The following is a 12,260-nucleotide window of genomic DNA, read 5'->3' on the forward strand; positions in this document are numbered from 1 at the left end:
CTCACAAGACACCCCTGGATTTAAGGTCTTCTTCTAAATCAGCAATGGCTTCTTCAGGCAGGGTACCTGGAGGATAGACCCTGTCAAAACCCATATCCAGGAACAGCTTTCTCACCTTTTCCCAGTCCTGTTTTCCAACTACCAGGTTACCGCCAACATAAATTAAAATATCCCCGATTCCGGCCTCAATACATTTCTCCCTGAGGCCCCGACAGTCCATCTCACCATGGCCATAAAGAGATGAAACCCAGATAGCCTCGGCCCCGGTTTCAATGGCCGCAGATACAAATTCCTTCTGAGAAACCATAACCCCGATATTGGCTACATCAAAACCGGCTTCCCTCAAGGCATGCTCCAGAATCTGATTACCGACCGCATGAACATCAGCTCCGATAACTCCCAGAACTACAGTAGGTTTGTTGTCATCATTTTTGCCCGCCATTTTACTCCCCCTTATTTATTAATAATTTACATATTAATAATTTACATATTAATAATTTACAATTATAAATAACTGAATAAAAATGCCTGCCTGGCCAGAGCAAGATCCCGTCCAGCTACCGGATTATATCTGTCTTAAATTTGTTTAATATCAAGAAGGGCCATTTTAAGAAGGTTGACCGAACCCCGGTCCGGGGTATACTCAAAGGGTATTACCTGCCTTTCGCCACCGGCCAGTTTTTGAATCTCCTTAAACCGATGGGGGGAGGTTATTAAAATATCATACCTTGCTATAAATTCCTCTAATTCTTCTTTATCCTCGGTAGTAGTATAATTAAGTTTGAAATTATTTAAACTGGTTTTGGTAAGGGACCTCTCCACTTCCCGGGCAAAGTAATCAGAAAGACATATTAACCCGATACTGGAACCCGGCTTTATCCGGGCCAGTTTAACGATGGTGTCCATTTTCGGTTCCAGGTTCATATCTATAACTTCTTTATCCATTCCAGACACAAACTCTTCAACCTCCTGGAGGTGGAAGGGGGTAGTAACGATCATCTCTACCCGGTCCAGGATCTTTCTGGTTTTTTGAGGATTTTCCCTAAGGTCACCTATTAACACCGGGATACAGGCAATACCGGGGTCAAGACCGGCATCCACCATCAGGGCTGAAAGCTGCTCCTGGTTACATTCAATAAAGGCGACTTTTATCTTACTGAGCATCTCCTCTTTTTCTTTAGCCCTGACATAGGCAATAGTTAAGAAATCATCAAGGCTAAACCCCAGGCCGATGGCCTCCTCCATGGCCAGATCGATTATCTTCAAGAGCTTATCCTTGCGGCTCGGCTCCCTGACTCCTGATACCTTACCGGCTATAAATGTCCCCTTTCCCTGCTGTGAAGATACAATACCCTCTGCCTCAAGTTCTTTATAGGCAGTACTGACCCTGTTCCGGCTTACCTTTAGTTCTTCAGCCAGTTCCCGTTCCGGAGGTAGGCGATCCCCCCGGGATAAAATTCCTCGCTCCACCATTGTTTTAATCTGATTCTTAATCTGAACATAAATAGGCACTGCCGACTCCCTGTCAACCTTTATTTGCATCGAACCACCCCTGTTTGAAATTTTCCGGATTTTATATGAAACCAGGAATATATATTAAGCCAGGCACCGGTTAACCTTTATTCAATTAATATCTTTCCCGGATATTAGTATAAGTACAGGTTGCCGTTAAAACATTATTATAAAATATTAAAGGGTAAAATTCCTGAATTAGTGGCCTAATGGTACGGTGGATTAGTCCAATTTTATTAAAAAAATACAGTCCAGCCCTTCTTAACAGTTTATAAGTTTTTTTATAAACCTCTCTGGTATCTGCAACCATAAAATTTAGCTCATTATATAAATTCTCTTTTACTTTATTCTATTATATAACTTACACAAAGTTCTATTATTTCCTCCAAAAATATTTAATTATTTTTCTGTATTTTTATGAAAACAAAATATTTTTCTTATAAATTTTCAGGTCTATTGGGATAGATAGTAGGATTATCAATCCATCATTTTTACCTCAAATCTAACATTTTTTTACCTCCTGTAATTATAAATTTTCAACACTTTTTCAGATTATACGTTTATATAAGTGAAGACATTTTAAAAAGAGTAATTAAAATGGTTGAAACTAAAAACAATGAACTTACGGGTACCATTGCCAGCATGGGGCTTCTTGATTTAACTACCCCTATCTACCCTCTATAAACCCAGGTATGACTTCAGAATTAAACCCCCGACCAGGGCAATAAAAGTACTGGTCAAGGTACCCAGTAGATAGTATTCAGCAAAATCTTTACTCCGCAGCCTTTCAAAACGGGCCAGAGATTTAGCCGTTAAAACCAGAGCCAGAGATGATATGGACCCGAACACCACCAGGGTTACAATCAGGGCCCTTTCCACAAGACCAATATAGTATCCTACCTTAACATTGGCCTGCTGGGCTGCTATTTTAACCAGGTTTAATATTTTTTTGACCACAATACCCCCGACAAAGGTGGCCACCAGATAAAAAATGGCACTGACGAGTACTTCTTCAGTAAATAAAGGAATAGAAAACTGACCACTTTCCAGTTTTAACTCAATTACAGGGCTGAAAACAGGTTTAATGGGCTGTGTTAAAAATTCCTGCCACAAAAATAAGAGAATAAACAAATGGGCCAGCTGATCCCCTATAAACAGAACAAGATCCCTGACCGGTGACCCCATCCCGACCAGCCTGTCTTTAACCCAGTCTATAGTTATGTGACCCAGGGTAACCCACAGACCAAAATAAAAGGCGGTTTTAGCACCATAACAGGATAATAATATTAGATAAACGGTGAACAGGATAAAACCATGGGTCAAATATCCTTTGATTCTGTTCTTCCTTTTAAGATTAACAATGTAACCTGTCTGAAGAATAAAATCAGCAATCAAATGGGAAAGGACTGCCAGCAAGAAAAACCTCATAAGTTATCACAACCTTATTCTAATTTTTATTATTTACTACCCAAAAGACGCAACCCCATCTTACTCAGGGTCTCTTCCGCCTCCCTCACCTGATTCCAGTTAGCAGCACTACACCTCTTCTGGACATTTTGCAGGGCAATACCCAGTACCAGGGCTGCTTCCCGGTAGGTCCCCTTTTTATCATAGAGGTGGACTGCCTCCCACTGGGCTTCAGTCCAGCGGGACTGGATGGTGTCAAGTAGGAGATAAAGGGTATTGACTACCTCATCCCACCGGTCGTCACCACTACAGACCAGAGTAAAATGATCCTTCTCATCTTTAATACCGTCCAGGGCCTTTCGGGCCCGGCTAAATGCTGTTCCATTCATCTCCCAGGGGGTATTTGACCCATATCCTTCTTCAATAGTCCCAAAACCAATGCCAATCCGGAGCTCCAGGGGCTGACAGTAGTACCTTAACTCCCTGACCACTTCAGGATAATCTCCATAGCCCCGGCATACTACCTGGAGTTCATCACCCCGGAAAACCCCGACCGGGACCATCAGGGACGGGTGGGAAAAATCCACCAGTTTGTCCTTTAGCAGGGTAGTAACCCGGTCATGATTCCTGGAACCAATAACATCAGCAGTAATTACCGTAACCTGATCCATCTCCCTATCAGTCTCCCTTCAATATCACTCCAACTCCCGGTATTAAATATATAAAAAATAGTCAAAGCTAAAACTTAAATTAAAAAAAATCTTAAAACATTAAATCAGATTAAAATTTAAAAATCCAGTATAGCCTCCCCGGTAATGTTAAACCGGTAACTGGTAAATCACCTGGCCTCAATGGATTAACTAAACTTTTAAGATTGTTAGTCAATTGTTAATCAATCTGTTTAATAATATTTTCTATATTATGTATATAAATTCCTGTTTATATTTTGAAAAAAGAGGGCCCTGTCGACCCTCTTTTCTCATGTTTCCTGTTTTAACAACCTTTTATTGGGTTCAATGGGAGGCATTAAATAAATGTGCCCGGCCAGGGTTTCAATCTTCTCTCCTTCCAGCATGAACTGAACTTTTTCAATTTCAGGAAACTGGGTCATGGTATTTACAATAGAGTATACGGTCATTGACTCTCCTGTACTACCGCCCCAGTGGTTATCCTTCAGGGCCCGGTTGAAATCAATATAGGCAATACCATCTTTAACCCTCAAGTCCAGGATTTCAACCCCCTCAGGTATGGTCGGATTAAGGTTATTACTTTCAGGTCCCTTTATTAGTTCCTTAAGGGTATTTAGATAAATATGGTCAGCTTTTACCATCCTTTTTTCAGCCTTTAAATACATGGCATCACTGGTTGAAAAATAAAGTAATACCTCTTTAAGTTCGTTATTGGTCGGTTCAGTTTCCTGGTTATTATATTGATAAAAGGCAAAAAAACCAATCACTACAAGTGTAATGATTATCAAAAGAAGTTTATCTTTATTTATCATGGGTGTTTCCATCTCCCTGTTCAATTTTTTTAATATAATTTAATATACCCCGATAGAGGGCCCTGGCCACTCTCTTCCGGAACAACTCACTCCTCAGCAGAGTTTCTTCATGGGGATTGGATAAAAAGCCGACTTCTACCAGAGCTGCTGGCATAGAGGAGTGATTCAGGACATAGAGTTCCTCCTGTTTCACACCCCGATTTTCAAGCTTCAATTCCCTAACCAGTTGTTCCTGTAAATTCTGGGCCAGAAGAAGACTATTCCCTGTTTTATCAGGGGAAATATAGGTCTCTATCCCTTCTGAATAGGATTCATTGAAGGCATTGGCATGAATACTTACAAATATTCTCGCCCGGGCATCATTTGCCTTTTTGACCCGGTCTTTTAGAGAGATAAAGGTGTCATCAGTTCTGGTCATTAAGACCCGGTATCCTTCATCTTCCAGAAGGGTTTTTACCTTCCGGGCAATATCAAGGGTCACAATCTTTTCCTTGAGACCCGTTACCCCCAGCGCCCCGGGATCAAAACCACCGTGTCCGGCATCAATAGCTATTATATTGGTTAGCTCCTTTTTCTCTTCTTTCTTTAACCTGACCTTTATAACATGGGACGGAGTCGGTGACAATACTTCATATTCATACCTCTTACCCAGCTCAAAAACAAATCTGGCAATCCGGGGTTCTTTACTAAACTGACTCAATCTAATATCCTTAATCAACGGAGAAGAAGTAGGTAAGTCCTCTTCATCCAGGTTGTTGACAATACCCCTGGCATCAACGACCAGCCTGTTGGGATAGAAAAACTCCTTAATTTCATAATTGACCTTTCCACTTAAAAATATACTTATATCTGTAAATTTTTTGGTATTATCTAATTTTATCTTCTCTATTTTGTTATTTAATATTATCATATGTTGATACCGGTTATTTGTTTCCTTTACCTGATTCCAGGTATAACCTGTATATTCCAATAAATCAGCTACTATCCTGACTGTTTCTTCATTGAACCGGGCTGAACGAATTCTTTTAATCAACCCATTTTGCACATTTATTTTTTCAGGAAAATCCTTATCCCTGACTGAATTTATTAAATCCACCACCAGGCGATCTGGGTTCTGAAGAATAAAAATATCGGGCTTAATCTTCCGGTTTGTTGTAAATTCAATCCTGTTATCAACACACTTCAGGTCGGCAACTTTTGTAATCTGGCCGGGAACAAGCACCAGTTGATTCCCCTGAGAATCTGTCTTTAAATTTAAATAACTACCTTTTTTCAATACAACAACTACCCTGAGAATAATGGGATCATAACTATACTGACTGACTTCAATATCACTGACCCATTTATTTATAGGGAGATCGATATCAAAATCACTCTGCATCATATCGGGGATATCAAGAACAAGCCTCCTGGGGTTGGAAAGCAAGGATATCTCAGGTTTTTTAATACTACCGGTTGATTTTATTACCAGCCGTTCTTTCTCCCATTTAACACTTTTAATGTGGGGTAAAAATTTAATTAAAATACCTGAATCCGTCTCTTCCACCCCTCCATCCAGTTTAAAGGGGATGGGGTATTTTGAACTGACCACCAGCTGCAACCTGGCCCTGTTGACGGCCTTATTTATTTTCAAATAAAAGTTTTCATTAGAAAGGCTATCCTTAAAGTTTTTCGAAAGCATTGCCTTATCGATTTCAATTATTAACTGACGGGGGTCATCAGACTTGATAACCCGGTAAGGAGTTATCTTATCCATATCAATCAGGAGCTGCTGACCCTCTTTTAGCCAGGTAATTCCTTTAATATAGGACTCGGGTTTATAGATATACCAGGTATCACCTTCCTGATTAATCAAATATCCAAAACCACTTACCACCTGAACAGGAACATAGGTCTGTCCCTCTCTCAAGAGCATACCATTATCAACTTTTATAGTTCTGTTATTAACCTGAATATAGGGGTTATTGACCATTAACTTGACAGTCACCCCATTGAGGGACATGGTCAGGGTCTTAATGGGCTTATACCATTTAACGGTAGACCCTGTGTATTCGGCCAGGGAACGGGATTTTATAAGGAGCTGACCCCCGTAGATTATGGGATTAAAGTCCTGAGTTACATCTTTACCATTAAAGACTATGTTTACCTCCCGGGCTCCAGCCTGGGCCGGGATCAGCCATATAAGTAAGAGTATTGTAATTATAAATATATAAAAAGTGTGCCTTAACACTTTTACCCCGCCCCTTTATAATTTATTTCCTCATAATTCCAATAATATTCCCAAGTATTCTACATTATTATATATATTTCTTGCCCCGGGCACCCTTTTCCTGCCTCAACAATATAATTAAATATATCTAAAATGAATATAATAATAATCAGACTATAAGGGGGTTTTAGATATGCCACAGAAAATTTCTATAATTCCTCTGGGTGGTTGTCGGGAAATAGGAAATAATATGATAGTTATTGAATCTAAAAAAGACATCATAATCCTGGATTCAGGGGTGTTATTTCCCGAGGATGATGACTTCGGGTATGAACTTATAATTCCTGATATATCCTACCTGGTTGAAAGAAAAAAGAAAATACGGGGTATAATCTTCTCACATGGCCATGAAGACCACATTGGGGCTGTCCCGTTTCTCCTGGAGAGAATCAATCCTCCTTTGTTTGGCACTGACCTGACGATGGGATTGATAAAAAGCAAGCTGGAAGACGCCGGCCTTATAGACAGGGCCAGGCTAAAAACTGTCAATCACAGGAGCAAATTAATCCTGGGGGATTTTGAACTGGACTTTTGCCATGTCAACCACAGTATCCCGGGGGCAGTGGCCACCAGGATTAAAACCCCGGTAGGTTATATTGTTTACACCGGTGATTATAAATTTGATCAGACCCCTGTCAACACCGGACAGACCGATTATCAGAAACTATCTGACTGGGGAAAAGAGGGAATCAGGGTCCTGCTGGGGGATAGTACCAATGCTGAACGGGAAGGGCACAGCCTTTCAGAACGGGTTGTGGCTCAAAACATCGAAGAAGGATTTAAGCTTATAAACGGGAGAATTATTGTAGCTACCTTCTCAACCAATATCCACCGCATCCAGCACATCATATCAGCCGCCCGGAAGACCGGCCGAAAGGTTGCAGTGGCCGGAAGGAGTATGTTCAATACTATTCAGGTAGCTGCTGACCTTGGTTATCTGGATATTCCACCAGGACTGTTAATAACCCTGGATGAAGCCAATAAAATGGAACCTGGTAATATAGTCCTCCTGATGACCGGGAGCCAGGGTGAATATGGAGCAGCCCTGACCAGGCTGTCCCGTGGAGACCACCGTGATATGGAAATCAAACCCGGGGACACGGTTTTTATGTCAGCCAGTCCCATTCCGGGTAATGAAAAAGCCATCGGAAATACCATTAACAGGCTTTATAGCCTGGGGGCAGAGGTTATCTATAATGGAATGCTGGATATTCATGCCTCCGGTCATGCCTGCCAGGAAGAAATAAAACTTATGATAAATCTGACAGGACCTGATTACCTGGTCCCGGTCCATGGTGAATTCCGCCATCTATTTCACCATGCCCAGCTGGCACGACAGGCCGGGGTTCCCGTCCAAAATATTTTAATCCCGGACAATGGCCAGAAGATTGATGTTTTTCCTAAAAGGGTAAAAATGGGAAATAAAATTGAGGTTAATAAAACCCTTATTGAGGGTTATCGGGTCTGTGACAATGGAAAGGAAATACTGGGAGAAAGAAAAAAAATGGCAAGACAGGGGTATATAAATATCCTTATGTTTGTCAATAAAAACGGTGAATTAAAAAATAAACCGGTTATTATTTCCCGGGGCTTTACCAGCAATCGTGACTCCCGGGAACTCTTAAAAAAGGTTAAAGAAAAAGTCCAGAAACTTATTGAAGAATTTCAAAATAACAGGCACGGTGACCCAGCTGACCTGAAATCAAGGGTCAACTATGAAGTCAATAACCTGATATATGATAAATTAAAGAGGGCCCCCCTGATTACACCGTTTATTATCCAGGTTAATCAGGATAGACGTTAAATAATAGACCTTAAATATAGAGGTCGAGTAAAAGACCCCTGATCTCATCTATTTTTTGAACTATTTTTAAGACATCGGCCTGCTCCTCCATGAACATCTCATGGAGGACTTCCAGGTTTTCATCAACCTTTTTGATAATAGTTAATGTTTTTAAATTCCCTTTACTATCCCAGGAAAAGGACTGATGGGCTTTAACAAACTCCTTCTGGACAACCCTCAAAAACTGTTTGACCCTTCTTTTATATTCAAGAAGGCTATTTTTATCAAGGGATTCCTTTAATCTCTGGCCCTGTTCATCAACAATACTGAGGAGTTTATCGAGCCTTTCCCTTATTTCATTCTGGCTCAATTCGGCCAGTTTATCTTTAAAACCGGCTTCTTTAATACTTTTCACCGGAGCCTTTTTTACCCTTTCACCCCTTCTGACCGGGGAAGAAAGGTCTTTACTGTCTATCCTCATCTTGTCCCCTCCTTATCCTATCTTTATATTTCAATATTAAATAATAATTTCCTTTAATAATAAACAAATTTTATAATTTAAAATTCAATTATGAAAATCAATTATATAAAATTAAATTTATTAAATAAATAACTCTTAATAACATAAAATCCCCTCTATAATTGAGGGGATCTTAACAAAAATATAGAGGAGATTCTATTGAAAACCTTATATTAATTTAAAGTTATTTAATACCACTCCTGGTAACACTGTTAACATAAGCATCCTGGAGAATTACAAACAAAATTAACACCGGCAGGGTCATCATCGCGGCAAAGGACATAATGTCACCCCAGTTACGGGGATACTGTCCAAAAAAGACCTGCATGGCCACAGTCAGTGGCCTGAATTCAGGACCCCTGGTAACCATTTTCGGCCAGAGGAAGGAACCCCACTGCATAAGAAAATGAAGAATAGCTACACTTGATAAAATCGGCTTTGATAAAGGTAGAGCTACCTGCCAGAAAATCCTGTGCCATCCAGCTCCATCAATAATGGCCGCTTCCTCAAGCTCTTTGGGAAACTTGGTAAAAAACTGATATAACAGAAAGATATAAAACGGATTGGCAATAAAGGGTATTATCTGAACTTTATAACTGTCAAGCCATCCAAACTTATTGGTAATCAGTAAAAGGGGTACCGCGATTGCCTCAAAGGGTATTATCATCAGGGCAATAACACCGGCCAGCATCAGGCCCCTCCCTTTAAAGTTAAACCGGGCCAGGCCAAAAGCGGCCATACTGTTGGCTACTAATCCCAGAATGATAGTAGTACTGACTATAAACAATGAATTAAAGAGGAATCTACCAAAGGGCATTCTATCAAAGACATCAAAATAATTTTTTAAACTGAAATCTCCAGGAAAGAAAGCCCTGATAGAGGCCATACTTTCCAGAATATCCATTTCATCAGGGTTAAAAGAAACAGATAGCATATATAAGAGGGGAAAGAAAAAGAATAACATTAGTGCAAACATAACTATATAGGTAATGACCTTTTTTCTGGATTTAAGGACCATTTTAACCCACCTCCCTTTCTTCACCCAATACAAACTTCTGGATAAGGGATATAATCAGGATTATTGAAAAAAAGATAACCGTTAATGCCGAACCATACCCGATATTTAATCTCTTAAAGGCCATATTATAGATATGAAGCATCACTGTATAGGTTGAATTCCGCGGACCACCGTTAGTCATTACAAAAACCTGGGTAAATAGTCTGAAGGCTAATATTGTTGTTGAGATAATAACAAAGATGGTCGTATTTTTCAGCTGGGGTAATGTTATATAAAGAAAGCGTTTAAAAGAATTGGCCCCATCTATTTCCGCTGCTTCGTAAAGGGATTCAGGAATTTCCTGGAGTCCGGCCAGGAAAATCAGCATCTGGAACCCAACTCCCTGCCAGATTGACATAAACATAATTGAAGGAAAGGCCCATCTGGTCTCCCTTAAAAAGTCAATACTTTCTAGAGAGCCTCCTGAGACAAAGGATAGAAAACCGTTGATAAGACCTTCAGGATGGTACAGGAAACTCCAGATTACAGAAACAACAATCATTGTTGTCACCGTTGGTACAAAATACATTGTCCTGAAAAATTTACTGAGCTTCAGCTTCATATTTACTAATAAAGCCAGCCCCAGGGCAAAAGCAGTCTGTAAAGGAACCACTATTAATACAAAAATAAAATTGTTTTTAAGTCCGGTCCAGAATAACCTGTCTGAAAATAACTTGCTATAATTATATAAACCAATGAACTGCGTCCCCCGGGGTCCAGGTATTAATCTCTGATTTGTAAAGGAAAGGCCAAAGGCCATGAAAAAAGGAATAATCATAAACAACAATAGCAGAATACCTGCCGGAAGTAAAAAGGTGGCTATAGTGGCTTTATTATTCCTGTTCATTTTTTACCTCCTTTCAAGATGAAAAAAGGGAAGGGTATCCACCCTTCCCTTATCCAGCCTGCATTAATTATTGAGCAAGACCCATAAACTCAATTTCTTCGTCAATTGCTCTAACGGCTTCGTTGAGTTCATACCTGATGTCGCCACCGTTAATAATGTTATCAATAGCAGTAGCAAAGGCATCAGTAATAGTCGGATAAGCTGGAGTTACAGGGCGTTCTACAGCTATTTTCTGCAGCTGTTCAACAAAAATCCTTAATTCTCCACCGGGCTTATAGGGTTCTGATAATTTGGCGGCAGAAAGTCTGGATGGTACAGCACCATTGGCATTGGTCATCTTTACTATTTCTTCTGGCTGTAATATAAACTCTATGAACTTCCAGGCTGCTTCTGGATTTTCACAGTTTTGAGTTATACTCCAGGCCCAGGAACCCATTCCTGTTACCTGGGTTGCGAATTTGGGCATGGGAATCAGGACAACATCATCACCGAGGGCATCCTTATACTGATTATAACCCCAGTGTCCACACCATGATAATGCAGCATCACCATTTGTAAACTCAGTATCTCCCGGAGGGTTAGGATTAGCATAACCCTGTTCAAACAAGGCCTGGAACCAGGCAGCAGCCATAGCTTCCGGTCCGTTTAAAACACCTTCTGCAGTAGTGAAGTTATCACGATTAATTAAATCGGCTCCAAAAGCCTGGAAAATAGGAGAGAAACCGTAGCTGAACCATTCACCCTTACCATAGTTAATTTTAAAGTCGAGTGGATATTTTACATCAGGATGTTCTTTAAGCTTTTTCAGGATATCCATAAATTCAGTAAATGTCCAGGCATCTTCAACACTGGTTGGAATACGGGCTCCGACATCTTCTAAATATTCCTTGTTACCCCAGATAGCCAGTCCTGAATCAAAGGTTCCCAGAGCATACAGGTGACCCTGGTAGGTTCCCTGGGCTAAAATAGAGGGTAAGAGATCCTCTTTAAGTTCCGGACTAACATAATCTTCTAAGGGACGAAGGTACCCGGACCAGGCATAGTTGGCAATAAAAGGACCATCAAGGTCAAGTACATCGGGCAGGTCCCCTGACATGGCAGCAGCCTGAACCTGTTCGTTATAACTACCTTCAGGCAACTGAACAAGTTTTATCTTGACTTCATCCTGCATGGCATTAAACCTTTTAACCTGATCCTCAATTACTTCTCTTTCCCCACCCCTGCCGGAGTGATACCATACGGTAATTTCAGTAGCAGCAAATGCGGATACGGACAAGACCAGTACCAGGAAAACTGATAGTGTTAAAATAAGACTCCTTTTCATTAATTTGCGGGCAATTAATGCCCTTTTCCCCCTTTCATTT

At 40.5% G+C, this 12,260-nt stretch carries 11 protein-coding genes; 1 reads left to right on the top strand and 10 read right to left on the bottom strand.

Annotated features, from left to right (window positions below; translation table 11 throughout):
• Window position 1: 1 nt before the first annotated feature.
• The 6 genes from glmS to HORE_RS12505 all read right to left on the bottom strand — a co-directional run bounded on the left by glmS (window position 2) and on the right by HORE_RS12505 (window position 6,650).
• Window positions 2-442: a methylaspartate mutase subunit S gene (gene glmS / locus HORE_RS08070; protein ID WP_012636478.1), complete on the bottom strand. Its 441-nt coding sequence runs from the start codon at window positions 440-442 to the stop codon at window positions 2-4.
• A gap of 134 nt (window positions 443-576) precedes the next feature.
• A complete protein-coding gene (locus HORE_RS08075; RefSeq protein WP_012636479.1) occupies window positions 577-1,542 on the bottom strand; it encodes a GntR family transcriptional regulator in 966 nt (321 codons plus the stop codon).
• Window positions 1,543-2,190: 648 nt separating this feature from the next.
• The gene (locus HORE_RS08085; RefSeq protein WP_012636480.1) at window positions 2,191-2,940 is read right to left on the bottom strand and encodes a DUF3307 domain-containing protein; all 750 of its coding nucleotides are present in this window, start codon (window positions 2,938-2,940) and stop codon (window positions 2,191-2,193) included.
• A gap of 29 nt (window positions 2,941-2,969) precedes the next feature.
• Entirely contained in the window at window positions 2,970-3,590 is a 621-nt protein-coding gene (locus HORE_RS08090; protein WP_012636481.1) for a SatD family protein, read from the bottom strand.
• Window positions 3,591-3,898: 308 nt separating this feature from the next.
• Window positions 3,899-4,420 (bottom strand): GerMN domain-containing protein, encoded by a 522-nt coding sequence (locus tag HORE_RS08095; RefSeq protein WP_012636482.1) that lies wholly within the window; start codon window positions 4,418-4,420, stop codon window positions 3,899-3,901.
• Complete coding sequence (locus HORE_RS12505; RefSeq protein WP_012636483.1) at window positions 4,410-6,650, bottom strand: N-acetylmuramoyl-L-alanine amidase; 2,241 nt, start codon at window positions 6,648-6,650, stop codon at window positions 4,410-4,412. The genes HORE_RS08095 and HORE_RS12505 overlap by 11 nt, the downstream gene beginning before the upstream one ends.
• A gap of 172 nt (window positions 6,651-6,822) precedes the next feature.
• On the opposite strand from HORE_RS12505, the gene HORE_RS08105 reads away from it, so the two are divergent.
• Window positions 6,823-8,493, top strand: coding sequence for a ribonuclease J (locus tag HORE_RS08105; protein WP_012636484.1), 1,671 nt, complete (start codon window positions 6,823-6,825; stop codon window positions 8,491-8,493).
• 10 nt (window positions 8,494-8,503) lie between these two features.
• Here HORE_RS08105 and HORE_RS08110 read toward each other — a convergent pair whose 3' ends face one another.
• The 4 genes from HORE_RS08110 to HORE_RS08125 all read right to left on the bottom strand — a co-directional run bounded on the left by HORE_RS08110 (window position 8,504) and on the right by HORE_RS08125 (window position 12,220).
• Window positions 8,504-8,953, bottom strand: a complete 450-nt coding sequence (locus HORE_RS08110; RefSeq protein WP_012636485.1) for a YaaR family protein — start codon at window positions 8,951-8,953, stop codon at window positions 8,504-8,506.
• A 223-nt stretch (window positions 8,954-9,176) separates the two neighbouring features.
• Window positions 9,177-10,010, bottom strand: coding sequence for a carbohydrate ABC transporter permease (locus HORE_RS08115; RefSeq protein WP_012636486.1), 834 nt, complete (start codon window positions 10,008-10,010; stop codon window positions 9,177-9,179).
• Between the two features lies 1 nt (window position 10,011).
• Window positions 10,012-10,896, bottom strand: coding sequence for a carbohydrate ABC transporter permease (locus HORE_RS08120; protein WP_012636487.1), 885 nt, complete (start codon window positions 10,894-10,896; stop codon window positions 10,012-10,014).
• 67 nt (window positions 10,897-10,963) lie between these two features.
• Complete coding sequence (locus HORE_RS08125) at window positions 10,964-12,220, bottom strand: ABC transporter substrate-binding protein (protein WP_012636488.1); 1,257 nt, start codon at window positions 12,218-12,220, stop codon at window positions 10,964-10,966.
• Between the last annotated feature and the right edge of the window lie 40 nt (window positions 12,221-12,260).

The sequence above is a fragment of the Halothermothrix orenii H 168 genome (assembly GCF_000020485.1).
In the GTDB taxonomy this organism is placed as follows: Bacteria; Bacillota; Halanaerobiia; order Halanaerobiales; family Halothermotrichaceae; genus Halothermothrix; species Halothermothrix orenii.

Bases quoted from the DNA above. Each gene is read 5' to 3' on its own strand.
- HORE_RS08125 (WP_012636488.1), bottom strand. From the start codon at position 12,220: ATGAAAAGGAGTCTTATTTTAACACTATCAGTTTTCCTGGTACTGGTC.
- HORE_RS08115 (WP_012636486.1), bottom strand. From the start codon at position 10,010: ATGGTCCTTAAATCCAGAAAAAAGGTCATTACCTATATAGTTATGTTT.
- HORE_RS08075 (WP_012636479.1), bottom strand. From the start codon at position 1,542: ATGCAAATAAAGGTTGACAGGGAGTCGGCAGTGCCTATTTATGTTCAG.
- HORE_RS08085 (WP_012636480.1), bottom strand. From the start codon at position 2,940: ATGAGGTTTTTCTTGCTGGCAGTCCTTTCCCATTTGATTGCTGATTTT.
- HORE_RS08095 (WP_012636482.1), bottom strand. From the start codon at position 4,420: ATGATAAATAAAGATAAACTTCTTTTGATAATCATTACACTTGTAGTG.
- HORE_RS08110 (WP_012636485.1), bottom strand. From the start codon at position 8,953: ATGAGGATAGACAGTAAAGACCTTTCTTCCCCGGTCAGAAGGGGTGAA.
- HORE_RS08090 (WP_012636481.1), bottom strand. From the start codon at position 3,590: ATGGATCAGGTTACGGTAATTACTGCTGATGTTATTGGTTCCAGGAAT.
- HORE_RS08120 (WP_012636487.1), bottom strand. From the start codon at position 10,896: ATGAACAGGAATAATAAAGCCACTATAGCCACCTTTTTACTTCCGGCA.
- glmS (WP_012636478.1), bottom strand. From the start codon at position 442: ATGGCGGGCAAAAATGATGACAACAAACCTACTGTAGTTCTGGGAGTT.
- HORE_RS08105 (WP_012636484.1), top strand. From the start codon at position 6,823: ATGCCACAGAAAATTTCTATAATTCCTCTGGGTGGTTGTCGGGAAATA.